Source organism: Tenacibaculum holothuriorum (assembly GCF_002120225.1).
In the GTDB taxonomy this organism is placed as follows: domain Bacteria; phylum Bacteroidota; class Bacteroidia; order Flavobacteriales; family Flavobacteriaceae; genus Polaribacter; species Polaribacter holothuriorum.
Genome location: NZ_LAPZ01000003.1, coordinates 402081 through 429044 on the forward strand (window position 1 = coordinate 402081; position 26964 = coordinate 429044).

Annotated in this window: 23 protein-coding genes and 1 other RNA gene; 20 read left to right on the forward strand and 4 right to left on the reverse strand. The window is 29.0% G+C overall.

All coding sequences use genetic code 11. From position 1 onward, the window contains the following. Positions 1 to 24: 24 nt before the first annotated feature. Positions 25 to 1005 carry a M28 family peptidase gene (locus WH52_RS07115; RefSeq protein WP_086030331.1) on the reverse strand — a complete coding sequence of 327 codons (981 nt, stop codon included), beginning with the start codon at positions 1003 to 1005 and terminating at the stop codon, positions 25 to 27. Positions 1006 to 1075: 70 nt separating this feature from the next. On the opposite strand from WH52_RS07115, the gene kdsA reads away from it, so the two are divergent. Then, complete coding sequence (gene kdsA, locus WH52_RS07120; RefSeq protein WP_086030237.1) at positions 1076 to 1894, forward strand: 3-deoxy-8-phosphooctulonate synthase; 819 nt, start codon at positions 1076 to 1078, stop codon at positions 1892 to 1894. 48 nt (positions 1895 to 1942) lie between these two features. Next, positions 1943 to 2893, forward strand: a complete 951-nt coding sequence (locus WH52_RS07125) for a transglutaminase domain-containing protein (protein WP_086030238.1) — start codon at positions 1943 to 1945, stop codon at positions 2891 to 2893. 5 nt (positions 2894 to 2898) lie between these two features. Here the strand turns inward: WH52_RS07125 and WH52_RS07130 are convergent, their stop codons facing one another. Genes WH52_RS07130 through WH52_RS07140 form a run of 3 tightly spaced genes read right to left on the reverse strand, consistent with a single transcriptional unit; the run spans position 2899 to position 4732 of the window. Continuing rightward, a complete protein-coding gene (locus WH52_RS07130; RefSeq protein WP_086030239.1) occupies positions 2899 to 3267 on the reverse strand; it encodes a DUF1801 domain-containing protein in 369 nt (122 codons plus the stop codon). Next, entirely contained in the window at positions 3264 to 3482 is a 219-nt protein-coding gene (locus tag WH52_RS07135) for a DUF3820 family protein (protein WP_086030240.1), read from the reverse strand. Before WH52_RS07135 ends, WH52_RS07130 begins: the two co-directional genes overlap by 4 nt. 41 nt (positions 3483 to 3523) lie before the next feature. Then, positions 3524 to 4732, reverse strand: a complete 1209-nt coding sequence (locus tag WH52_RS07140; RefSeq protein WP_086030241.1) for an NAD(P)-dependent oxidoreductase — start codon at positions 4730 to 4732, stop codon at positions 3524 to 3526. 193 nt (positions 4733 to 4925) lie between these two features. On the opposite strand from WH52_RS07140, the gene ssrA reads away from it, so the two are divergent. From ssrA to WH52_RS07235, 18 genes are all read left to right on the forward strand, one after another. Next, positions 4926 to 5320: a transfer-messenger RNA gene (gene ssrA, locus WH52_RS07145) on the forward strand. 313 nt (positions 5321 to 5633) lie between these two features. Further along, a complete protein-coding gene (locus WH52_RS07150) occupies positions 5634 to 5924 on the forward strand; it encodes a MerR family transcriptional regulator (RefSeq protein WP_086030242.1) in 291 nt (96 codons plus the stop codon). A gap of 90 nt (positions 5925 to 6014) precedes the next feature. Next, the gene (locus WH52_RS07155; protein ID WP_086030243.1) at positions 6015 to 7172 is read left to right on the forward strand and encodes a VapE domain-containing protein; all 1158 of its coding nucleotides are present in this window, start codon (positions 6015 to 6017) and stop codon (positions 7170 to 7172) included. An 85-nt stretch (positions 7173 to 7257) separates the two neighbouring features. Next, positions 7258 to 8100: a CHC2 zinc finger domain-containing protein gene (locus WH52_RS07160; protein ID WP_086030244.1), complete on the forward strand. Its 843-nt coding sequence runs from the start codon at positions 7258 to 7260 to the stop codon at positions 8098 to 8100. 167 nt (positions 8101 to 8267) lie between these two features. Further along, on the forward strand, positions 8268 to 8783 hold the full coding sequence (locus WH52_RS07165) for a BfmA/BtgA family mobilization protein (RefSeq protein ID WP_086030245.1): 516 nt from the start codon (positions 8268 to 8270) through the stop codon (positions 8781 to 8783). Continuing rightward, positions 8773 to 9693, forward strand: coding sequence for a DUF5712 family protein (locus WH52_RS07170; protein ID WP_086030246.1), 921 nt, complete (start codon positions 8773 to 8775; stop codon positions 9691 to 9693). The genes WH52_RS07165 and WH52_RS07170 overlap by 11 nt, the downstream gene beginning before the upstream one ends. Then, positions 9647 to 10237, forward strand: coding sequence for a ParA family protein (locus WH52_RS07175; RefSeq protein WP_086030247.1), 591 nt, complete (start codon positions 9647 to 9649; stop codon positions 10235 to 10237). The genes WH52_RS07170 and WH52_RS07175 overlap by 47 nt, the downstream gene beginning before the upstream one ends. 38 nt (positions 10238 to 10275) lie before the next feature. Then, positions 10276 to 10506: a ribbon-helix-helix domain-containing protein gene (locus WH52_RS07180; protein ID WP_086030248.1), complete on the forward strand. Its 231-nt coding sequence runs from the start codon at positions 10276 to 10278 to the stop codon at positions 10504 to 10506. A gap of 484 nt (positions 10507 to 10990) precedes the next feature. Further along, a complete protein-coding gene (locus tag WH52_RS07190) occupies positions 10991 to 11281 on the forward strand; it encodes a hypothetical protein (RefSeq protein WP_086030250.1) in 291 nt (96 codons plus the stop codon). A gap of 623 nt (positions 11282 to 11904) precedes the next feature. Continuing rightward, complete coding sequence (locus WH52_RS07195) at positions 11905 to 16287, forward strand: AAA domain-containing protein (protein ID WP_086030251.1); 4383 nt, start codon at positions 11905 to 11907, stop codon at positions 16285 to 16287. Between the two features lie 250 nt (positions 16288 to 16537). Beyond that, positions 16538 to 16993: a hypothetical protein gene (locus WH52_RS07200; RefSeq protein ID WP_086030252.1), complete on the forward strand. Its 456-nt coding sequence runs from the start codon at positions 16538 to 16540 to the stop codon at positions 16991 to 16993. Continuing rightward, positions 16993 to 17445, forward strand: a complete 453-nt coding sequence (locus WH52_RS07205; RefSeq protein ID WP_086030253.1) for a hypothetical protein — start codon at positions 16993 to 16995, stop codon at positions 17443 to 17445. Before WH52_RS07200 ends, WH52_RS07205 begins: the two co-directional genes overlap by 1 nt. Before the next feature lie 155 nt (positions 17446 to 17600). Beyond that, a complete protein-coding gene (locus WH52_RS07210; RefSeq protein WP_086030254.1) occupies positions 17601 to 18242 on the forward strand; it encodes a zinc ribbon domain-containing protein in 642 nt (213 codons plus the stop codon). Positions 18243 to 18393: 151 nt separating this feature from the next. After that, on the forward strand, positions 18394 to 18999 hold the full coding sequence (locus WH52_RS07215; protein ID WP_143592096.1) for a hypothetical protein: 606 nt from the start codon (positions 18394 to 18396) through the stop codon (positions 18997 to 18999). A gap of 132 nt (positions 19000 to 19131) precedes the next feature. Next, entirely contained in the window at positions 19132 to 19605 is a 474-nt protein-coding gene (locus tag WH52_RS07220) for a DUF4339 domain-containing protein (protein ID WP_086030256.1), read from the forward strand. A gap of 696 nt (positions 19606 to 20301) precedes the next feature. Next, positions 20302 to 23547, forward strand: a complete 3246-nt coding sequence (hsdR, locus tag WH52_RS07225) for a type I restriction-modification system endonuclease (protein ID WP_086030257.1) — start codon at positions 20302 to 20304, stop codon at positions 23545 to 23547. Continuing rightward, the gene (locus WH52_RS07230) at positions 23540 to 25039 is read left to right on the forward strand and encodes a DUF262 domain-containing protein (RefSeq protein ID WP_158091358.1); all 1500 of its coding nucleotides are present in this window, start codon (positions 23540 to 23542) and stop codon (positions 25037 to 25039) included. The genes hsdR and WH52_RS07230 overlap by 8 nt, the downstream gene beginning before the upstream one ends. Continuing rightward, positions 25029 to 26963 carry a GmrSD restriction endonuclease domain-containing protein gene (locus WH52_RS07235; protein ID WP_086030259.1) on the forward strand — a complete coding sequence of 645 codons (1935 nt, stop codon included), beginning with the start codon at positions 25029 to 25031 and terminating at the stop codon, positions 26961 to 26963. The genes WH52_RS07230 and WH52_RS07235 overlap by 11 nt, the downstream gene beginning before the upstream one ends. Position 26964: the final 1 nt, after the last annotated feature.

The window sequence follows — 26964 nt, forward strand, 5'->3', positions numbered from 1 at the left end:
TTTTCCTCCTTATAAATAATTTTACTATTCTTTAATTTCTACTCTTGTAGGAGTATCTTTCCCATTAATAATACTCTCTGTTCCTCTGGCTACAGCTTTAACTGTTTCCGTTAAAACACCAATATCTAATGTTTCTGCTTCATCAGAAACTTTATGATAATCTTTATCAACATCAATTGGTGTTGTAGAAAATGTATGAGAAGGCACTCCTAAACGTGCTAATGAGGCATTGTCTGATCTAAAAAATAAATTGAATTTTTTATATGGATCTGGAAATAACTGATATCCAGTTCCTTTTAAATTTTGTTGTACAATCTTACCAAAACTCGAACGCTCAAAACCTGTTAACCAAGCAGTATTTGGTCCAAAACTTGGTGTTTTCCCTATCATTTCTAAATTAATTCCTGCTACAAATTTTGTAGGATCAATATCTTTTCCGAAGTATTTAGAACCTACTAATCCCATTTCTTCCGCAGTAAAACATACAAAAACAATGCTCCTTTCATTTTCTCCTTTATTAGCAAAATATTCTGCTAAAGCTAATACTCCAACAACTCCAGAAGCATCGTCATTTGCTCCATTAAATATTCGATCTCCTTCTCCATCTTTTTTCATTCCTAAATGATCGTGGTGAGCAGAAACAATTACATATTCGTCTTTTTTAGATTTTCCTTCTAAAACTCCAATAATATTACTCATTTCAATTCCTTTATGAGTAAAATTTTGACGATAGCCTTCTAAACCTTTAAAAGGTTTTAAACCAATTCTTTTATACTCATTTTCTATATACTGAGTTGCTTTTTCCATACCCTCAGTACCAGGTTTTCTACCTTGCATTTCATCCGACGCCAATGTATATAAATGTTTTCTTACAGTAGCAGAATCTATCGAAGTAACTTTTTTTTGTTGTACTTGTTTAACAACTACTTTTTCTTTTGCTTTTTGTGCTTGCATACACGATACAAAAGCCCCCATAACAGCTAAAGAGAATACTATTTTTTTCATTTGTTTATTAAATTTTGAATGTTTAAAGATAGCCAATTTAATTTCTTAATTTTGTTCAAATTTTTTACTGATGGATTTAAACTTAATACCCCATATAAAACACACAAATTCTAACAACTTTTTTTTACTAGCAGGTCCTTGTGCAATTGAAGGAGAGGATATGGCACTTCGTATCGCTGAAAAAGTTGTAGAAATTACTAATAAACTTGAAATTCCATATATTTTTAAAGGGAGTTTTAAAAAAGCTAATCGTAGTAGAATTGATAGTTTTACTGGTATTGGTGATGAAAATGCTTTAAATATTTTACGCAAAGTATCTGAAACATTTAATGTACCTACTGTAACTGATATTCATGAAGTATCAGATGCTGAAAAAGCTGCTGAATATGTAGATATTTTACAAATTCCTGCTTTTTTAGTGCGTCAAACAGATTTAGTAGTTGCTGCTGCAAAAACAGGTAAAGTTGTAAACTTGAAAAAAGGACAATTTATGAGCCCAGAAGCTATGCAACATGCTGTTAAGAAAGTACATGATGCTGGTAATGAAAAAGCGTGGATAACCGATAGAGGAACTATGTTTGGTTATCAAGATATGATTGTAGATTTTCGTGGAATACCAACGATGCGCCAATTTGCTCCTACGGTGTTAGATGTTACGCATTCATTACAACAACCTAATCAATCGAGTGGAGTTACTGGTGGTAGACCCGATATGATTGAAACTATTGCTAGAGCTGGAGTTGTAAATAAAGTTGATGGACTATTTATGGAAACTCATTTTGATCCTGCAAATGCAAAATCAGACGGAGCTAATATGTTACATTTAGATCACTTAGAAGGTCTGTTAAGTAATTTGGTTGCTATACGTAAAACTATAAATAATTTATAGGCACAATTTTTGAAGATAAAAGTTGTTTCTAATGTAGAACTTTTCAAAATGAAGCAACTTTTATTTTTATTCATATTCTTTTCACTTTCGGTATTCAGTCAAAACTTTTCTGACATTGAAACAAAAGTTAATTCTTACCCTAAATTAATTTCTGCCGAACAATTAGCACAACGTATTGCAAAAGATTTTTCTACAAAAGAGAATCAAGTTAAAACAACTTTTTATTGGCTTACTCAAAATATTCGATACGATTTAGAATCTTACTATAACCCTAAAAATAAACGAATTGGTTTTAGGTACCGTAACGAAGAAGAGCGTAAGCAAAAACTACAAGCTATAAAAGATAATATTGTAAAAGAAACCCTTCAAACACGTAAAGCTGTTTGTGAAGGTTATGCACAATCACTAGCAAAAATCTGTAACTTATTAGACATCGAAAATGACGTTATTAAGGGATATATTAGAAATTCATCTAGAGATATAAATAAACCTAGTAGGAGCACAAACCATGCTTGGAACGCTGTAAAATTAAATGGTAAATGGATTTATATAGATCCTACGTGGTCAGCAGGAGCAGTTATGAATGGAAGATGGCAGCGAAAGTTTAATCCATATTATTATGATATTCCTTTAAAAAATTATTTCAAGACTCATTATCCTGAAGATAATCTTTGGCAATTACGAGTTGAACGATTAGAAATTGAAGACTATTTTAATCAGCCAATTTACAGTAGTTCTTTTTTAAACTCTACTGTTGAATTGGTAAAACCTTTAAAAGGTATACTTACATCAAAAAACAATACGATAGAAATTCAACTAAAAAATTTAAAAAGTACTGATAGAGTTATGTGCGGTTTTTTAGGTTCTCAATACGCTCAAAAACCTACTATAACAAAAAGTGGAACTATTACAACCGTTCGTATTTCTCCGCCTCCTAGAGCTAAAGAATTATTTTTGATTATTAACCGTGAGGTTGTTTTGGAGTTTTTGATTGAATAAAATAGCTATTTCTTCCAAAAACCTTTATGATTATGTTTACTTACTTCAGTAGCTACTTTAAGTAAAATCTTTCCATTAATATCTTCTATTGAAGTATATCTTAATGATTTTACAACTGTCCTACCTTCAGAAACTAAGTAAGTTTCGTATTCTTCTAAAATACCTTTTGCCCAAAAACCAACATCTATATAACCTTTTTTATGAGATGCATTTAAGTAACAGAGTTGTTTGCCATTTAGATAATAAACCGGAATTCTCCACTTGTACTTCATTTCTATATCAGGAAAATGAGTCTCTAACAATACCTGAATATGTAACAATATTGATTTAAATGGTTCTGGTTGTTGTAAAATGTATTCTTCAGCTGGTTTCATAGAGTTCGTAATTTACGAAGAATATCCTCTAATCCGTTTATTTTTAACTCATAAACCAAGCCTAACATTTTCCCTAATTTCCCTTTAGGAAAACCTTGATTTTTATACCATATAATATAGTACTCTGGAATATCTATTAAATAAGTTCCTTTGTACTTGCCAAATGGCATTTTCATATTAGCGGTATCTACTAAAAATTGTTTATCTGGAATCATATATAAAAAAATCCCGCATTAAGCGGGATTAAATTTAATGTTTATTCTTTACCATCTACATAGTCTTGTAAATATGCATATCGTTCTGCTAACTTTCCTTCGGAAGTAGTCATTTTAGCTCTTTCTAAAATTCCGTCTTTATCATTATTATAAAACGCAGGAATTACATGTTCTAAGAACATATCTCCAAACCCTTCACTAGCGTCTTTTGGTAACTCACATGGTAAATTATCTACTGCCATAACCGTTATGGCTTTTTCATCTCTAAAATCAACTTCTGATTCAGTTTCAGGATTATATCCATAAATTGGATCTGCAATCGTTGAAGGTCTAATTGTACATGCTACTGGCCCATCAATATCACAAGAAACATCGGCCACATACTTAATCTTAAATTCTGAATGCTTAGCGTCTTCTCTTGTAAATAAATACGGAGCTCCATCTCCATAAAAGTGCCCTGCAATAAAGAATTCAGTCACTTTAGCATAGGGCATAAAGTTACTTTCATAACCAGTCGGATCGTTATAAAAAGCATACTTATCTCCTACTTTACCATCTTTTCTCTTTGCATATTCCATAACATCTGCTACACAATATACTGGCTCAGAAAAATCTGCTGTTAAGTACAAAGCGTCACTTACTTGTTTAATTTGTAAATGATCTAAAATCTCTTTAGCTCCTTTAGCAACTTTACCTGTTCCTGTAAGTAAGATTTTAATATTTGGCAAGCTGATTTTGTCTAACTCTGCTTTTACTGCATCTAAATCTGGTAATGTTTCTACTTTAGGTAACTCAAATAATTGTTCTCTTAAACCAAAAGCTCTAAAACCATTATAAGCTCCTACCAAACCTGCATAACGACCAAAACCTATTAATCTTGCTCCATTTTCTTTAACAATAGTTTCATGGTCGTACATTTCAATATTTTTCTCTAACATCGCTTTTAACAACTTACGATTGTATGGCTGTTTTTTTATGGTATGCGAGAAATAGAAATACTTTTTATTCGGAATTAAATTTTCTACAGGAACTTCTTTTACTCCTAATAAAACATCACAATCTGAGACATCATTCGTAACTTCAAATCCTGCTTCTTTGTATGCTTCATCAGAAAAAACTCTAATATCTGAACTTTCAACTACAATTTCAGCATCTGGAAATTGCTGCTTAAATTCTTTTAATTTTTCTGGTGAAAAAACTACTCTTCTATCTGGTGGATTTTTACGCTCTCTTATGATTCCGAATTTCATAATAATCTGTATTAAAATTAAACAATTTACACACTTATTGTTGTAAATTATAACAAGTTTTGCGAAAATACTTGTTTTAAAATTACTGCACAAATAGTATTTTTATATATTTGTTGCCCGCAAATTAAAAGAAAAAATTGCAATAATTTGTATTGGTATATTTTTTGATTTTGTTTGCTGTCTTTGACATATTGGGGACGACTGGTTTTGACAGCGAGATCAGTGATAATGTAAGCATACCGAGGAGTGAAATGACGACTCGTAAAACTTATTTCAAACATTTAAACGGCGAAGATAACTACGCTTTAGCTGCTTAATCTGAATTATAGTAAGATAGAGCCTCGGCACACAAGGTGTGCAAGCTAAATGTCCACGAAAAGCCTTGGTTTACGGCGTTTCATTTATGGGCATCGTAAAAGTAAACATAGAAGACTTAGCACTCCGATAGGTTTTCGAAATTTAAGGAGATAAGCTAAAAGTGGGTCGTTTTGAATCAGCTTTTAGTCGACAATTAAATCAAAACTAAGTATGTAGAAAGCTTTTGAGCTGCTTGTTTGGACCCGGGTTCGATTCCCGGCGTCTCCACTTTAAACCCTTATAAACCCAACGTTTGTAAGGGTTTTTGTTTTGAGTTGATAATAAAGTTGATATTTTAACTTTTTTAAAAATGTCAAAACTTTTATTCCAAAATGTCAAAACTCCAATTTGGAAATCTCCACATATTATAACAATAGTCTATAATTTTACCCTTGTTAAACCTAATACAAGTTAAAATTATGAAAAACTATTACAAATCTCTCTATCTACTACTAATTTAATTATTAAATCCAAAAAATAATTTGAATAATCACTCAAATATTCAACTCTACAAATTTTTAATAAAAAAGAAAAGCTTATAATAATGACTAAATCTTACATCGACCCTTTCGGGCAAATATTCAATCAATTAAACGAATTAAAAAAAATAGTTCTTGAAATAAAAGAAAAACCTAAAGACTATAGTCTTAACTATTATACTAGAGCAGAAGCAGCCCAACTCTTAAAGTTGTCAAAACAATCAATTGACAATTACATTAATGATGGACGCATCGAGGTTCAAGAAGTTGGACCTAAAAGAAAACTAATTCATCACTACCAAATTTTCAATAAAGATCAATCATTGAAAAACTTTAAATACAAAAGAAAAGCATGATTGCTTCTACCAATCACGCTTTAAATATTTTCCAGAACAGTATTAACTACCGTATAGTTCAAATATACGGATTAAAATCTATTTAATAAAATGGATAAAAAAGAACTGTATATTAATAACGAGTTGAATGATGATACAATTTATGATCAAATTGATAAATATCTAAAAAACAGATATAGTATAGTATTTAATACCATATCCCATGAATATTATATCAAGTTTAAAAAAACTAAAGAATGGTATAGACTAAACGATAAATCTTTATTAATTGAATTAACAAAAAAGGGGATTAAAATAAAAAAAGGAGAACTAGAAACATACTTAGGTTCAAACTTTATAGAACATGTAAGCCCTTTTGAGGAGTATTTTAAAAACCTTGATAAATGGGACGGAGTAGACCATATAGAAAGATTAGCCTCTTATATCTATACTGAAAATGATAAGTTATTCAAATACCATTTTAAAAAGTGGTTTGTAAGAGCAGTCAAATGTTCTTTAGAAGAAGAATATTACAACAAAAGTTGTATCGTTCTTGTCCACGAAACAGAAAACTCTGGAAAATCAACTTTTTGCCGATTTCTTACTCCAAAAGAATTAAAAAACTATTCTTCTGAAAACATAAGCTACGATAAAGATGGACTTAGCCAGTTATGTAAAAATATAATTATAAACCTTGATGAAATAGATCAAATAGATCATAGAGCAATTAAAGCCTATAAATCTATGCTCTCAAAAACACATATAAATATTAGGCTACCTTATCACAAAGTTCATTCTATTTTTTCAAGAACCTCTTCTTTCATCGGATCTACAAATAAGATTAATTTTTTAAAAGCTTCATCTGGTGATGTTAGATGGATTTGTTTTGAACTCACCGACATTATAGATTTCAATTATTCTAAAGAAATAGATATTGACAAAGTATGGTCTCAAGCGTATTTTCTTGCATATAAAGATGAAAAATACAACTGTGATTTAACCCGAAAAGATGTTATTGAAAACAAAACACGGAACGAAAAATATAAGTCTTTCTCTATTGAAGAAGATTTAATCAATCAATTATTTGAAAAGTCAGAAAACCGAGAAGAGTTTTTAACTGCTAGTCAAGTTACTAACATTATAAAAAAAGAACACCCCTATGTTAATCACATTTCCATTGGCAAAGAACTTAGCAAACTTGGTTTTAAGAGAATCAATGGTTCAGAAACAGGAAACAAAGGCTACATGATTAGGTTGAAAAAAAAATAAGTTTATCAAAAACATCTTACCCATCTTACCTTTTTTACAAAAAAGGTAAGATGGGTAAGATGAAAACTGAAAAAAAAAAAAAAAAATGAACTGTAAAACTGCTAATAACATAAACCTTGTTCATCTTTTACTTAAACTTGGTTCTAGCCCTAAAAAAATTAACTCAAATAACACCTGGTTTTTATCTCCCTTTAGAGCAGAAAAAACACCATCTTTTAAGGTTAATACAAATAAAAATCTATGGTACGATTTCGGCGAAGGTAAAGGAGGAACTGTGATAGACTTTGTAATAATGTATTATAACTGCTCTATTAACGAAGCCTTAAAAAGTCTTGAAAAAAATGATTTTTCATTTCACCAGCCTAAAAACTTACAAGAGGCTGAAGTCAAACCCAAATACTCTATCAAAAAAGTAGGAGAATTAACTAACCCTTTTTTGATAGAATATTTGAAATCAAGGAAAATAAACATTGAATTTGCTAAGCGTTATTTATTTCAAGTCCACTACTCTTTTGATTCTGAAAAAGAATATTATGGAATTGGATTTATGAATGATTTTGGAGGTCTAGAAATTAGAAACAAATTCTTTAAAGGATGCTTAGGTAAAAAAAGTATTACAACTATAAATAATAACTCTCATGTCATATCCTTGTTTGAATCTTGGTCTGATTTTCTTTCTTATTTGACTTTGAAAACAAAAGTTCCAAATGAAAATTTCATCATTTTAAATTCTACAGCTCTTATTCTAAAGATTCCTGAACTAATTAAAGATTATTCTAAAACCAAATGTTTTTTTGATAATGATGAAGCTGGAAACAAAGCATTAATTCACTTACAAAAAAATACAAATAAAGAAATAACAGACTGTATTATTTACTACAAAAATTTCAATGATTTAAATGAATATTTAGTTTCAAAGTGTACCTAATTTAAGGTAGCAAGTTGAACAGGGGCTTCTCCCCTATTATTCAACTTGCTCTGCGAGGCTTAACTACTGTAAATGTGAACATTATATCTAAAAACTAATTATAAAATTTTATACCCTAACCATAAAAAAAACTTAACAAATTGAATATCAGTACCAAAAATTATAAAATGAAGAAAAAAAGTATCATTATTGATGAATTCCACCATAAAGAATTAGTAAAAATTTCTAATGTATTCGGCGCTAAATATGGAGACTTTACTAAATCTATGATTCTATATTTTAAAAAGACAGGTATTAACCCGTTAGAAACTTCAAATGATAACCCTGCTACAATGATAAAGGTCTTAGACAAACGAATTGTTTCTTTCTTAAAAGTTCAAGAAAGAGATATTCTTAAACCTCTAAGAAATGAAATTTTCGAATATTCTAATGAACAAAAAAAACAATACGAAAACTTATCAAAATGGATACAAGATGCAATTATAAAAGTAAATCATTTTGACAAAGAAAGAACACAAAAAATCAATCAAGAGCTTAAAAGTGTATTCCAAAAAATAGAACACATTGAGAAAAAAATAGAAAAACAACAAGAAGCTTTTTATACTATATGTGAATTGATAGATCAAAAAAACAAATCTGGTCTTAAAGGTAAATTAAACTCAATATTCAACAATGCCAATTAGTAAACCTCATAGTACATTAGGAGCTACTAATACAGGCAGCTGCTCTAATCTTGCGCTGTATTTAGAAAAAGAAAATCATGATTTAGATAAATTGTTTTCAGTTCAAAACTCTTCTGAAGCTAAAAGAAACACTGAAGCTAGAAAACAATTCTTTTTTTCACACAATGAACAAAATATCAGTACAAATGAAGTTATTAATTCCATAGACACTAACATCAAAAAACTAGGCAAAAATGATGCTAAATATTTCGCTCCAACTATTAGTTTTAGTCAAGAAGAGCTAAAACATATTCTTAGTCTGATTTCTAAAAATAAAGAAATAAAAGATATATGGCAACTAAGCATAACTCAATACAAAGAGTATAACCGTATTATAATAGAATATGCTCGAAAAGTAATGACTAACTATGCTGTAAATTTTAACAGACAGGAAAAAGGGTTAGTTTCTGGTGATGATTTAGTTTATTTTGGAAAAGTTGAACACTTCCGAAAATTTAAAGGAACTGACGAAGAAGTTACAAATGGAAACTATAAAACAGGTGAGTTTAAACCTGGGATAAATACCCACATGCATATCATAGTAAGTAGAAAGTGTAAAAATCAACGATTAAAACTCACCCCCACTACAAAAGAAAGAAAAACAGACAGGTCTATTGGAGGAAATAAATATCGTGTAGGTTTTGATAGAATGCAATGGATTAACACAAACGAAGCAACTTTCGACACATTCTTTAACTACAAAAGAAAAGAACTCGAAAAATTTCAAAATCAATACATACTTAAAAATGGCTCTCCTAAAGAGATAAAAAAACTAAAAGAGCATATCAAATTAAACGAAACTTTAATCACAAAAGAAAACATCCATGAGCAAAAAAATACTTATCACACATCAAAAGGGAGGCGTAGGTAAATCGACACTCACATTCAATCTAGCTCAAAATATATCTGAAAACGCCTCAGCAGCTATTCTTGATTTAGATTTACAAGGTAGTTTATCTCAAGTTAAAGAATTAGCTTCTGGTTTTGATATTATCTCTTACAAAGGGAGGATTAATGAAATTCAAAATCTGGATTATGATTTTATTTTTATAGATACTCCTCCTTACCTATCCAATCAATTACCCGAACTTATTCAATTAGCTGATTTAATCATTATACCAACCAAAGCTGGTGTTTTAGATTTGTTAGCTATTAAAAGTACTATAGAACTAATTAAAAATGAAAATAAAATCAATAATTCAATGATTATTTTCAACATGATAAAACCTAATACCACTTTAACATTAGATATTTTGATTGGTTTAGAAGAATACAATTTTCCTATTGCCAAAACTCACGTATCTGACTTAGTAGCTTTTACTCGTTCGGTTTTAGTTGGTGGTGTTCAGAATGATAAAAACGCTCAAAAGCAATTAGATAACCTAACAAAAGAAGTACTAACAAAACTGATATAATTCTATATATATTTATATAAAACTACAATTCTAGCATTATGGAAAAACAAAATTTTAATGATTTAATCAATAAAGCTAAAGCTAATAATCAACCCAAAACGATTCAAAAGGTAGTTCCTATTCCTACTAAAGAAACTGAAGAAGTTCAGTTTTCTTTTTACCTAGATAAAAACCTACTTAAAAAAATTAAACAACACGCTTTAAACGAGAATAAAAGTATCAAAAACATCATTAATAAAGCTTTAGAAAACTATATTAAAACAACCTAACATTAAAAAAAACTGTGGTATATTGCAATAGAATTACAGATGTAAAAAGACATATTAATTTATAAAGCGTTTAGCTTTTGATTTGGTTTTAGAAACTCGCCAGGTTATTAAATCCTCCAATATCAAAGTTAAGACGCCCACGTACTGCGTGGGCTGTTCTTATTTGGAGGAAAGGTTTCTGGCGAGACCCCTAAAACCGATGAGATTCAGTTCCACGCTTTACTTTTATAAAAAATTATGGACAATATTTACAAACTAATTAATGAATTTTCATTACCAGAACTATTCACTGAACACAAAATACTTGACAAAGAAATAGAAGAATATAGAGATGTGTTATCAAATTCCTATAAATATAAAGCTGTTACACTTGAATTTATAGCTCTAAAACACCAAAATTTAGAAATCAACAGAGATATTATATTAAATACTTTGAAATTTTACCAAAGCCTTACTAACTTGTAACTTCTAAATTATACATAAAATGGACTTAAAAGAATTACTACCATATGATATAACTCCTTTTTTAGAGAAAGGAGAGTTAAATAATGAGCTTGACTTCCATAGAGCCAAAATTGCAAACCATCGATTACGTATCTTATCTAAAGAAATCCCTGAATTGAAAAATATTCGTAAAAATTTAAAAACACTTCTTCTAAACTATGAAACAAAACATTGGAGTGATGTTTCTAAAATAACAGAGGAACAAATTAGAGAAAGTGATTTAGCAGAACTAGTAGCAGAAAAAGAAAGATTAGAATTTTTAAACAAATAATTTTTTGAAATCACTTGAACCTAACTAGCTTCATAGCTCAATCACATAGAAAAAACCAAATGTCTCACAAATATTAGCACATTAAACTCATGCAGTTTTAAATATAAAAAAAGAAAATCAAACAACTTCATTAAAAACTAAACTCTCCTTACCATCAAAAGAAGATGTTTTTTATTCTATATTTATATAATAATAGAATTATATTTTTTAAATTTATGCCAGTTAACTTGCTATGTTTAACTTCTTTTATTGATATACAAAAATTGCTAGACTCTAATACTCAAATTAAATCAAACATTGATGGGATAAGTAGTCTTGTATTTTTATTTATTTAATAAAGAATATACTAAGTTAGTAATAACTAAATAAGGGGAAGTCTAGGTAGAAACTCTCTTATCACGAAATATTAACCAGATAAACAAACTTTTTGTTTGTATATAAAACGTTGTACACAAGCTGTGAAACCAGCCGCACAAACAGCACATTTGGTTTTTGCCGACACAAAAGCCAACACTTAAAAAACCAAAAGAGCTATTTTTTGCCAACGCTTAAATGAATTGAGAAAAACCGTACTTGAAATTAAAATAAAGAGCGTATTTTAATCGGAAAAACAAACATAGAATATGGAGATAACCGAAAAGCTACTAACCGAATTACAAAACCGACTTAAAGTTGGTAGCCGAAGAGGTGTTCACCTAAATGCAATTACAGGACGTTCAAGATATAAATTTGACATAACCAGACTTTCTCACATTGACGAAAACCTTCCTCAAAATTTTATCAATGCTTTACTTTCTGAGCTACCATTAAAATTTAAAGTAAGTTGGAAAAACAACGTTCCAGACTTAAATTCCTTGTTCGAAGAAGACCAAACACAGTTAGTAAGGATTACAAAATCATTCGAAAACCTTATCAATCAAACAGATGCAATTGAATCGGAGAAAGGAATAAATACTTTTGGATTCGGTTTCCCAATTCTTGTGCGTAGAGACCAATCTGACAACAAATTAACAGTTGCACCAATTCTAATTTGGTCATTACGAATCAAAAGAACAAAGGATTTTAATACTTGGGAAATTCTGAGAAATGATGAAGACCCAATTTACATCAACGAAGTTTTAATTAACCATTTACAAAGCGATTCTAAAATCGAAATCGACCAAGTTTCGAGTGAATATACGGATGATGGTTTAATAGACAGAAACGAGCTTTTAGAAATTTGTGTTAATCTTATAGAATCCATTAACACTTCAACACCAAGTGACCTTAGAGAAACATTTGAAAAGAAATTGGATGAAATAAAACCAATTTCAGATAAGAAACACTACGAAAAATTGCCATTAACATCTAATAATTCCTTTATTGATTTTGGTGGTTTATTTTCAATATTTGAGGTACAAAAGCAAAACATTATCAATGATTACGGAAATCTTTTAGAACTAAAAGGAACTGAAATTGACCTTGAAGATATGGAAGAACATTCTTTCCAGCCAATATCCTCTGTAGAAACAGACCCTTCACAACAAGGTATTTTACATTCGCTAAATTCTTCAAGAAATATTCTAATTCAAGGTCCACCAGGGACAGGAAAAAGCCAATCACTTACCGCTATTCTTGTAAATGCTCTAGAAAACAAAAAGAAAACTATCGTTGTTTGTGAAAAAAGAACAGCATTAGAAGTTCTTTACAATGCTTTGAACGAAAAAGGATTGAACTATCAGACAATATTAATCAAAGACATTGTAAAAGACAGGCGTAAAGCTGTTGATTCTGTTAGAGATAGAGTTGATAATTCTGCATATCGAAGATATAGATACACGCATTCAAAAGAGACATTAGATAACATTATAAACAAGTCAAAATCTCTAATCGATGCCATAAACAAAAGGCATAAAAAATTAGGAGAAAACTTAATCGGTAATAAGAATTGGACAAATATTGTCGGTTCACTTCTATCTGAATTAAAAGATAATTCAGAGGATTATAACCTTGATTTAGGCAAAGACACCTTTTCGTATGAATCATCAGAACTCAACGAACTACTTGAATTAATTAGAAAAGGACAGAACCTACATAAAGATTATAAACCGGTTAAGAATTTATCATTTCTTAACTCTTCAAAATTAGTTGGAGACAATCCTTTCATTATTGAACAAGATATTAATGATGATTTCAACAATTACAAAAGGGAAATTGAATCAATTGAGCAGCTTCTCTCGAAGTATGAGCAAGAGTATTACGATATAAGAAAAGAACAACTGAATCACCAAGAAAACGAGGTAAAATCGATTATTGGTGAACTAAATAATATCTTTTCAAAATACAGTTCAGCAGATGATTTTTACAATGAAGACAAGACAAACGGTTTCTTTTTTAAAGCCACCTCTGTCTTCTCAAAATCAAAAAAAGAAACACTTAATGACCAAGAACTTATCAATTCATATTTCGATAGCTTAATCGATAGAACAACAAACTGCAATGATTTTAAGTCAATCTCAAATTCTACATCTATTGCAAATAGAGAATCAACTATAAATGAATATATCAAGGAAATTGAAAGATTGAAAAGTGGTTTTCAAGACAAAATTGAAGACGAATATGACAACTTAAATCTTTTAAATTTAGAAAACAAAGACTATAACCCTGAGACATTAGTTTCGATACAATCTAGTCTTCAATCCCTGAAAGAAATAATTGATGAGCAAAGTTGGACAAAACTAACTTTGGATGATTCAAATCATAAATTACTCTTATCCAGCATAAGGTCAATAATTGCGTCCAAGGAAACCTTTTTCAACAATGAAAATGACCTTTTTTCGATAGAATTTAAATGGTTTCAGTATTACAACTCACTTTCTCAAGAAAAGAAAAATATAATTGACAAACTATCATCAAAAGAAAATTGGCGTAAAACATTTTTGATTTATTATTTAAACTCTTTGCTTGTAAATTCTGCTAATATAGATTTACCAACCGATGATAAAGACCATATTGAATTAACTCAATCATTATCACAACTCGAAAAAGAACAAATTAAATACATAAGAGAATATTGGTTTTCAAAACAAATTGATGCAACAAGAAATTTTGATATTAACAATCCAAATATTGCTGTAGAAAACCTTTATAACAAAAGAGCTAGTAAAAAACATAAAAGGCTTTCCTTACGAGAAATCGTGAAGTTGGATATTGAATTATTTACTACGTTTTTTCCTATAATCTTAACAACACCAGATGTTGCAAGTAATCTTTTTAAAGGGAAAAACAAATATTTTGACATTGTAATGTTTGATGAAGCAAGTCAATTAAAGCTTGAAGATAACCTTCCAGCCTTACTAAAAGGTAAACAAATTGTCATTGCAGGTGATGAACACCAAATGCCACCTTCAAACTATTTCAGCAAAATTTTTGACGGTACAATTGATGACGAAGACGAATTTGAAGATGAGATAGACAGAATTAAAAGTGATGCTAGTAATTCGTTATTAGATTGTGAGTCGTTATTAGATTTTGCTTCTGAACTTGGCTTTGATAAAAGACATTTAGATTTTCACTATCGTTCGCGTCATCCTTATTTGATTGATTACTCGAATTATGCTTTTTATAATCAAAGACTTAAACCGCTTCCAAATGATTTTGACTACGTTCCAATAAAATATATTAATGTAAATGGTACTTATTCTAACACTTCAAACGATTCGGAAGCAGAAACTATATTGTCAATCATTGAAAATAATATTTCAAGATTACCTAATGGAGAATATCCAACTGTTGGAGTTGCAACATTCAACATAACCCAAAGAAATCTTGTTCTTAGTAAAATTAACGAGCGAAGAAAGTTTGAACGTTTCAAAGAATTTAACGATAAAATACTTGAACTTGAAGAAAATGGATTTTTTGTAAAGAACTTAGAAAATATACAAGGTGACGAAAGAGACGTAATAATTCTTTCAACAACTTATGGCATTAATAAAGAAGGAAAATTCAATCAACGTTTTGGTTCTATAAATCATCAAAAAGGTTACAAATTGCTAAACGTAATTGTAACTAGAGCAAAATATAAGGTTTATGTTTGTTCCTCAATTCCACAAGAGGTTTTCTTAAATTATAAAGAACATTTATTGTCAGAAGGCTCAAATAATAGAAAAGGTGCATTTTATGCATATTTAGCATATGCCAAAGCAGTTAGTGAACAAGATGCTGAATCAAGACTTTCGGTTTTAAACGCATTAGCAGAAAACTCATCAAACAAAACAACAATAGACAACTTTAATAGCGATTTAGAATCGCCTTTTGAAGAAGAAGTATATGAGGCATTAACTGAACATTTTGATGAGGAAAAAATAATTCCTCAATTACAATTTGCAGGCTTTAGAATTGATTTGGTTTACGACACTAAAAAAGTTGGTATTCCAAAAATTGCGATTGAATGTGATGGTGCAGCTTATCATTCAAGTCAAGAAGCATATTTACACGACAGACATAGGCAAAAAATATTGGAGAGACACGGTTTCTTTTTTCACAGAATTTGGAGTACAAATTGGTGGAGAAATCCCAAAAAAGAAACTCAAAAATTAGTTGATTTCATTAATAATATTGAAAATAGTAATCCATCAATTTTTGAAGACAAATCAAAAACAAGTCTTGCTTTTACCGATAATATTACTGTAATTGAAAATGAGATAGCCAATGTATCACCTTCATTGAGAAAAGATTTAAAAGAAACAATAGAAGCTGTTTCAAAAAACGACAGAGTTCAAACAGAACTTTTTAAAGAGACTGTAAAACTAAACAACAAAGTGAAAGTTAAGTATTTAAATATTGATAAAGATTTAAAAGTTCAACTTGTAGAGCAAACTTCTAATAGTCCAATAAAATCAAATGGAATTCAAAAGATTAACATTAAGTCACCATTGGGAGTAGCTTTAAAAGGGAAAGCTGTAGGAGATACTGTTAAGATTGGTAACCTGGATAAATATGTACGGATTTTAGAAATAGTTAAATAAGCCAACGCTAAAAGCCATACACATTTGCAATTCGCTACAGCCATACACAAAGCCAAAATTGCAAAAGAGTATGTCTTTGCCAACGCTGAAAACCAAGCTGAATAAAAAAGCCAGTGTACAACATTGTATAAAAATAATAGCGGGTTAATCGCTAAAACGAAAGTAAGTAAATATAAAAAAGGTCTGTTAGTGCGTAAAAGTCCGCCACTATTCTTATATTAGACCGTTTTACTACATTATAAAAGAAATAATGAAAAACATATTAACTATCATTCTTTTACTGACTACTTTAATTAGTTATAGCCAGAATTTTAATAAGACTACTTCTCCAAAGTTACTTGCACAAAAAGCAATACTCTCCTTAAAACAAAATGATAAAGAATCTTTTAAACAATGCCTTGTCCCAATAGACCTTTTTATAGAACAAGATATTAATACAACTGAAAAAACATATGCAGATATAACTAACAAATGGTTTAAAGAACAATTAAACGCTTTTCATAAAAAGGGTATTAACCTAAATGATTATAGAATATACAAAGTTCTTGAACCAAATTGGGAATATGAAAAATTAGGATATAAACATATTAGGTTTAAAGTAGTACTTAAAAATACTGATAAAAAAAATATTATCTTGACTTTTAATGAGATCTTATTTTACAAAAATGAATATAAAATAGGAGAACATTTTTCAATCAAAATCTAATGACAGAAACTCAAGAATACTGGAAAAAACTAATTCAAGTTTGGTGTATTGAAGACGATAAATACGGTTTAACAATTCCATTTATTATTGGTGCAATAAGAGAAAATACAAGTGAAACGAATTATAATATTTCAGATTTTTTTAATGACATACTAATATCAGAAAATGAAATAATAATAAAAAATTGTGGTGACTTAGAAGAATTAGTTATAGGTGTATTCAAAAAAGAAGATGCTCCAAAAGAATATTATCAGAATATTAACTCAGTATTTTATTCAGATACAGACTTTAAAAATAAGTTATCAACTTATGAAAACTTAATTGAGTATTTTGAAGAAAACTACTCAGATAAAATTAATGAAAATTTATTCTCAAAAGACTACTATACTCATAAATGGAGTGGAATGACAAAAGAAGATAGTCTATTTTTAGAAAAAGTAAGTGGAAATTAAGGCATAAATAATATATAACCACAATTACGGCGGATTCGACTACGTCTGAATCCACTCGGAATTACTAACGTCAGTGCTAAAACGAAAATTACCCCATAACTGACCGTTACACCAAACTGTTGTAATCAATTTAACTAATCAGCACGAAAAAAATAATGAAAAATTGTCCTAACTGTAATTTTGAAGTTAAAGATTCTTATAAGTTTTGTCCATCTTGTAAAATCTCATTTGATAAATTTAAACCAAAAGAAAACAAATCAAGTTTCTGTACTGATTGCGGAACAAAAGTTTCACCAGATTTTAAATTTTGTAAAAATTGCGGAAAAGAAATTCCGATAGACAAATCTGAAAATAAAATTGACAAATCAATAGGTAAGGTTAAAACAGGTATTTCTGTAATACAAAAAGAAGTTTCTAATAGCAAAACAGTAGAAAACATAACAAAAAACACGAAAGAGATAGCAAAAGAAACTACTAAAAAAGTTAATACAATTGGAAACAAATTATTAAAATTTTCAGGGATTGTTGGAATTATAATTTTAGTAATTATGATTCTTTCACCAATGATTACAGAGAATGATTTTGTTATTGAAACAGCATATAATAGACATCTAAAAAATCGCTTTTCTATTTCAAAGTTTTTTTCTGGATTTATTGCAGAATTGATTGCTCCTATAATTCTTCCTATAGTTTTTATTTATTTGGGTTTTAAAAAAAATAACGATGTAAAAGGTTGTCTCTTACTTCCTATTATAATTTGTTTAATTGGATTTACGATTATGTTATTTATGAAATAAAACTAGTTACAACAATGTAAAACCGTAATTACGACGAATTCAACTATGTCCAAATCCACTCGGAATTACTAATATCCTTGCTTAACCGAAAAGTAATAACTTAAAATCTATAACTGACGGTTATACGAGACCGTTGACAAACATTATGAAAATGAAAAACATATACTACCTATTATTTATTTTTCAATTAGTGTCATGCACAAGCGATAAAAATGAAAAGCATTTTCTTGACTTTAAATTAGGAATGAAAAAAAATGAATTTACTAAAGTCAAATACACTCTAAAAAAGAATAAAGTTATCAATTGGGAATCATATGATAACGAAGACGCCTACAAGCATATAATGAATTTCGAGGGCCAAAAGATAAAAACATCTTTAAATTTCAAATTTGAAAATGACGAATTATCTAAAATAGAAATCAATATTGGAAATTGGAGGAAACCAAATAATTGGAGAGAGAAGCAATATTTCATGTATTTCTATAGCTCCGATAAAAGTGAAGTTAACAAATTGTATGATTTATATAAATCAAAATATGGTGAACCAACAAAATCTGAAGATTATCATAATCCCAATCAAATAAAAGTCTGGGAATTTGAAAATTTTCTTATTAAGTTTAATATTGGTGAACAGAAAGGAAATTCTTCATTAGTAGAAAATGCTAAAATAGAATATTGTTTGTCTGAAAAATATTTAAAAAAAAGAAAAAATGAATTGAAAGAAAAATCTAGAACAGAAAACCTAAAAAAGATTTAACGTTAGCAAACAATCGATATAATCTATTATAGAGATTTTCCTAATCAGAAAATCCTTGTATTTTTACTAAGGTAATTGTTATAATGGAAAAATAATAGCTAAGACCATTATCCCCAATTTAAGAACTGAACTATGAAAAAATATTATATCATTGAAAATAATGAAAAGAAAGGTCCTTTTTCAATTGAAGAATTAAGGGAGTTTGAAATTTCTTTTGATACATTAATTTGGACAGAAGGCTTGAACGATTGGACAGAAGCAAAAGGTATAGATGAATTAAAAGCTTTTTTGAGCAAAATACCACCACCGCTTCCAAAAAGTAAAAAAAGAAAAATAAATACATCAAAAAAAACTGTTAATTATTCAAAAAGGATATTTATTGGATTGATTTTAGGAGTATGTTTCTTTGGAATTGGACATTGGTGGCAAAACCTTGCTTCTTTAGAAAAACCTTTTATCAGTTTTTTGCCTGATTACAGTGAATACGATGTTGCTGTTACTTTCACAGTAATCTTTACTTTGGGTAGCTTTTTTCTATCCCTATTCTTGAATCCAATAAAGAGTCAAATTACAGAGATTATCGAAAATTCTAAAAAAGGAATTTAACATTTGTATCGAAAAGTTATCGATTGGAACAATAGTAGATTACTGATACGGAAAAATCAACTATAAATATAAAATCATCAGGAATGAAGTCAAAGACAATAAAGTTGATAATTTATTTTTCTAAAAAGATGGAAATGGAAACATCTTACACACAGCAACTGAAAATAAATTTAAAAGAAATATAACTTACTCTGAATATGATATTAAAAACAAGGTATAACATTATATAACTGTAATTATAGTAGATTCGACTACGTCCGAATCCAATCAAAATCACTACTACATAAGCAAAACTGAAAAGCTAACAAAAATTAAAAAAAGTATATTAACTACTCATCCTTTAAAACCTTATGAAAACAAGCTTTAATATCTTAGAGATAATAAAAGCTAGAGAAATAAAAAGTCAGATTGCTGAACAAATAGTTAAAAAAGAACTATTTTAAAAACGGATGTTATGGTAAACCCAAATCTTATGCCAACCAATTTCATAAATATATTATGAATTATAAATGTGATTGCTACTAACTTTTTTATATAAGATCTATATTTATATAATTCTAGAAATCCATAATTATATATTAATACATTTTAGTACTTTAGTCTTTAAAAATTGATCTTGAGTTCCCAAGAAATTTCTTTTCTCCTAGTACTAGCCTACAGGTAAAATGTTTGCGAACAAAAAAACAGCTATTGAATATGAAAACTAACTTTAATTTTTTAAAAGAGAACTATCTTAATCTATTTCAACTAGTTGTATTAGCGGAACGAAATTGTTACATAGACCCAAGCACAACCCTATCAAAACTTAGAATATTAACCGAAAAACTGGCTAGTATTTTAATTGACTTTGAACAATTAGAAGAGCCTTACGATAAGAAACAAATTAGCAGATTAGCTTTATTAGCTAATAAATCTGATACCCCTTTAGAAGTAATTTCTATTTTTCATACCATTCGAAAATCTGGAAATAAAGCTTCACATTCTGGAGAAGGCACACAAGCTGAAGCTCGTTATATGCTTAGACAAGCTTATTATTTAACTAAATGGTTTATCGAAGTATATGAAAATGAAGATGTTTATAGTGATTATGAAATCCCTCAAGAATCTTGGTTTACTAATGAAGATTCAAGAGCAACTGAGTTAGAACAGCAAATAGAACTGTTAAAAAACGAAGTTTATAATTATAAACAAAAAATAAAAGAACAAACCCAGCTATCTGCCGAAGCAAAAGAACAACGAAAAGAACGCGCCTATACTAAAGCTCGTAAAACAGAAGAAACAGAAGCAGAAACTAGAGATCGTATAGACAAGCAATTGCGTGACGCAGGATGGGAATGTGACACACAAACATTAAATTCTAAAACAAAAAAAACACTTCCTCAAAAAGGAAGAAAAATAGCTATTGCCGAATGGAAATGTGGAACTAAATGGGCAGATTATGCTTTATTTAACGGTTTAAAATTAATAGGAATTGTTGAAGCTAAAAAGCATATTAAAAACGTAATGAGCGATTTACAACAAGCCAAACATTATAGTGAAGTTATTAGTATTACTAACAACATTAATTTCCCAGAACACACAAATAGCAATAATTATAAAGTTCCTTTTTTATTTTCAACCAATGGTAAACCCTATTTAGAGCAATTTAAAACAGCTTCAGGGATTTGGTTTTGGGATGCTCGAGATCAAAAAAACATTGCTAAACCACTACCCAATTGGTTTTCACCAAGAGATTTAATAGAAAAATTAAACTATGACGAAAATAAAGGTATTGAAAAACTTAAAAACACCGATTACGATTTATTATCTGACCCTAATGGGTTAAGTTTAAGAACTTATCAAATTGATGCTATTAAAGCAGTAGAGAACAAAATTCTTTCAGACACTGAAGAAAAACGTGCTTTATTAGCTATGGCTACTGGTACAGGTAAAACACGTACTATGATTGGTATGTGTTATCGTTTAATAAAATCGGGATGTTTTAGAAGAATTTTATTTTTGGTAGATAGACGCATGCTAGGTAAACAAGCCTCTGATGCTTTTAAAGAAGTTCATGTAGAAGGCTTACAAACTTTTGCCCAGATCTACGACTTACAAGACCTAAAAGATAAAACTGCAGAATTAGACACTAAAATTCATTTTGCTACCGTACAAAGTATGGTACAACGTATTGCGTATTCAGATACTCCTCCTAGTGTAGGAGATTACGATTGTATTGTGGTAGATGAAGCCCATAGAGGCTATACTTTAGATAAAGAAATGGATTATGAAGAAGTTTTACTTCGTGATCAGTTAGATTTTCAAAGTAAATACCGTATGGTATTAGATTATTTTGATGCTTATCGTATTGGATTAACAGCTACACCTGCTCTACATACTAAAGAAATTTTTGGAAATCCTGTTTTTACCTATTCGTATAGAAAAGCTGTAGTAGAAGGATACTTAATAGATTTTGAACCACCGTACGTTTTTCAAACTACATTATCTAAAGAAGGTATTGTGTGGAACAAAGGAGACGAAGTAAAAATTTACGACCCAGAAGAGAATCAAATTAAAGATATTGGAGTAACCGAAGATGAAATCAAAGTAGAAATAACTGGTTTTAATCGAAAAGTAATTACTGAAAATTTTAACCGAGTTATCTTAAATGAATTAATTTCAACCTATGGTATTTTACCAGAGAACAAAGATAAAACCTTAATTTTTGCTGCCACAAATGCTCATGCAGATACTATTGTAAAACTACTATATGAAGAGTATGCTGAGTTAGGTGAAGCTGTAGATGCTAATGCAATTGTTAAAATTACTGGTGATGTTTATAACAGAGAAGACCTATTACGTAAATTTAAAAACGACCAATACCCTAGTATTGTAGTTACTGTAGATTTATTAACTACAGGTATCGATGTTCCTAACATTTCAAATTTAGTGTTCTTACGTCGTGTAAACTCACGTATTTTGTACGATCAAATGATTGGTAGAGCAACAAGACGTTGCGATGATATTGGTAAAGAGGTATTTAAAATTTACGATTGTGTTGGTGTGAGTGAAATTATGGCTAAAGAGCAAGTTATGAAGCCTGTTGCTCCATTAGTTACAAAAACCTTTGCTAATTTAATTGAAGAAATAGCTGTTATTGAAGATGAATATTCTAAAGAAGCTAAATTAGACCGAATTATTGCAAAAATACAACGTAAAGTATCTAGCTTTAGTGAACAGCAAAAAGAACAATTTCAAACATTAGCTGGTGAGCCTACTGTAAGAGACTTTGCTCAGAAATTAAAAAGTATTGATTTACAAAACTTAGATAAAGCCATAGAAGAACATAGTCATTTATGGGAATTTTTAGATAGAGAAAAGGGAAGAGGAATTAACTATACTACCTTGTATAGTAACCATGAAGATAAAGTAGAAGAAGTTACTAGAGCTTACGACAAAAGTTTAAAACCTATAGATTATATTGAATCCTTTACAGAATTTGTTACCAATAATAGAAACAAAATTACAGCATTAAATATCGTATGTACTAAACCAAGTTCACTTACAAGAAAAGATCTAAAAGAACTCCGCTTAATATTGGATACTGAAGGATTTAATAAAAACAAACTAAATACTGCCTATAAAGAAGTAACCAATACTGAAATAATTGCCGATATCATTGCACATATACGTACATCCGCTTTAGGTGAAAATTTAATAAGTCATAAAGAACGTATTTCTAATGCAGTTACTAAGCTTAAAACCACACATAACTGGAATCAAATTCAATTAAAATGGTTAGCTAAAATAGAAGCGCAATTACAAAAAGAAACTATTATTACTCTAGAAGATTTAAATAAACCTCCTTTTAGTGTAGATGGCGGGTTAAAAAGATTAGATAAAGTTTTTAAAAATGAAACTGCTGAAATTATTAAAGAATTAAATGAGTATTTATATGCATAATACTTTAGAATCGCAAATATCGATAAGTAATCAATACCCTATTAGGAGAGATAAAGAAGAAATAGAACGTAAAAACAATTCTTTAAGACCTGAAATTAAAAAACTAAATGATTTATTATTTATTCAAAAACTGAATATTCCTGAATATCAACGACCATATAAATGGCAAGTAAAACATGTAAAGCAATTAATTGAAGATATCGTTTTACATCAAAATAAATCAGCATATAGAATTGGAACTGCAGTTTTACATTTAGAAGATGATAAACTGAATGTTGTTGATGGACAACAACGTTTAATAACACTATCACTTATCGCATATGTCTTATGCACTAATGAAAAAACAAAAGAATTTGCTTTTAAATATGGGAAAAACACAGCGCTAACTTTAATAAACAATTCAGTTAATAATAGTATTTCTAAAAAAAACATAGTCACTAACTTTAACGAAATTGAAAGAGAAGTAAGGAATTTCACAGAAGATGAAATACGTTTTTTCTTTACTAAATGTGAATTAGTATGCATTACACTAACCAGTATCTCTGAAGCCTTTCAATTTTTTGATTCTCAAAATGCACGAGGTAAAGATTTAGCACCCCATGATTTATTAAAAGCTTTTCATTTAAGAGAAATGGGGGAGCTTTCTGAAAAAGAAAGGCAACAATGTATACAAGATTGGGAAAATAAAAATGATGATGATTTAAATGAAGTTTTTAGTCAGTATCTATTTAGGATTAGAAAATGGTCTAAACGGAAACCTGGTAGGTATTTAAACAAAGCTAATGCCGCTATTTTTAAAGGTATTAGTTTAAATAAAACTCCTGACTTTCCTTATATATACCCTCTAAAGATCAATAATATTTTTACTAATGAGTATAATCAACATATACATAGAAAGGTAGATAACAATAAAAAAAAATATCCTTTTCAAATAGATCAGGTTGTTATAAACGGACAACGCTTTTTTGAAATGATAGCTTTTTACCAAGAAAAGATTAATAATATCAAACAAACACACAAAATAAAGTGGGTTAAAAAAGACAATAACACATGGGAAATTGATGAAAATGATTTTTTAAAAAAACTTAATTTTTTAGACATCAATTTAACAAACTGTACTTCTTTTAAAATATTTAAAACATTAGCTAGCTACGAGGGGCGTAAAAGATCGGGTGACCAATACGTAAGAACATTATTTGATTGTGCTTTACTCTATTATACCGATAAATTTGGAAACCAAGATTTAGACAGAGTTCTTATAAAATTATTTATTTGGTCCTATAGTTTACGTTTAAACCATCATTCTGTTCAATTAGCTTCAGTTGATAATTATGCAATACATTGGAACAGTATTTTTTGGGTAATTAGAGATGCCATACAACCAAAAGAAGTATATCAAATATTTATTGAAAACATTGATACTATAAAGTCTTCTAAAACAAGCAGCATCAATGAAATGTTTACCGAATTAAAATATTATAATGGAAAGTAAATTAGATCAGTTAAATATTCAAGAAGTATTTTCTAATAATAAATACACTATTCCTGTATATCAACGAAACTACGCTTGGAAAGAAGCTCAAGTGAGTCAATTAATTCAAGACATTTATGATTATGCTATTAATGAGAATACGAATTCTCAAAATTATTATATAGGAAGTTTAGTTGTTTTTGAACGAAAAGCAATTGACGGTAGTATTATTTATGAGACTATTGATGGACAACAACGTTTAACAACACTTAACATTTTACTATCTGTATTAAAAAATGAATTTGATATAAATATTGATAATTATAAAACTAATCTTCATTTTGATAGTAGACCAATGTCTTCAAAAACATTAGAACACATTTATAATAAAACTAAAAATGAAGATATCAACAAATCAGAAAAAGATTTAAACACAAGAATTACAGACGCTTACACAACAACAACCAATCAATTAAACAAATTAAAGGCTAACAATCATTTAAAAAAATTTGTAACTTATTTAAAAGACAAAGTAATTCTATTAAGAGTACCAGTACCTCATGATACAGATTTAAATCATTATTTTGAGATTATGAATAATCGTGGTGAGCAATTAGAAAAGCACGAAGTGTTAAAAGCAAAAATGTTAAAAGTTTTTAAAGACGATAAAAAAGCAACAAAAGCTTTTAATAGTATTTGGGAAGCTTGTGCTAATATGGAAAAGTATGTACAATATGGTTTTAAACCTAACGATCGTGTTGAACTATTTGGTGGTGATTGGAATAATTTAAAAGCAACTAATTTTAACGAGATACTAAGCTGTTTCAAAAATGAAGAAGACAACATTAATCAAGATGAACTTAGTATTCAAGAGCTATTAAAATCTACCTATACAGTAGATTTCCAAAACAAAAACGAAGAAGACTCTCCTGAACGCTTTAATTCTGTAATTAATTTCTCTAACTTCTTACTACATATTCTAAGAATATTAGTAAACCAATATGACGCATATACTACTTTTGACAAAAATATTCCTTTAGATGACAAGCGTTTATTAGATACGTTTGAGTATTTTTTAAGATTAGATGAACAACCTAAAAAAGAATTTGTAGAAGACTTTGCATTTCTCCTTTTAAAAGGAAAGTTCTTTTATGACAAATATATTATCAAGCGTAATTTAAAAAATGATAAATGGAGTCTTAAATACCTTAAAGGTGTTGATAAAAAACCTAGATATTTAAACAGCTTTGGAAATGAATTTGATAACGACTTAAACGGTTTAAACAAAAAAATTTTAATGTTATTATCTATGTTTCATGTATCTGCACCCACATTAATATACAAACACTGGTTAAATGCTTCCTTAAATTACTTACTAAATCAGGAGGTTTTATCTGACGAAGCATATATACAATACTTAGAAAAGTTAAGTGATGCCTTTTTATATGATCGTTTTTTAGCTCATAATGAATTAGATTATTATGAAATCATTTATACAAACAATGGTATTCCTACAAACGAGACTAAAGATCTTGCATTAAATAAATTAAATCAGGGAACACAAGTTGAAAACTTCATTTTTAATCGATTAGATTATTTACTGTGGAAAAAAGACCAGCATAGTGAGAAAAAAGAATTTTCAGATTTTATTTTTTCTTTCCGTACTTCTGTAGAGCATTATTATCCGCAAAACCCTTTAGAAGGCCAAGAAAAAATAGAAAAGAATACCTTAGATAATTTCGGTAATTTGTGTTTAATTAGCCGAAGTAAAAACTCTAAGCTGAGTAATTATATGCCTACTGCTAAAAAAGAGCATTATAAAAACAAAGACAGTATAGAAAGTATTAAACAACAATTAATGATGCGGAAAGAATTTTGGAATGTTTTTGAAATACGAGAGCATTCTGAAAAAATGAAGAGCATACTTATTCAAAGAACAAACTAAC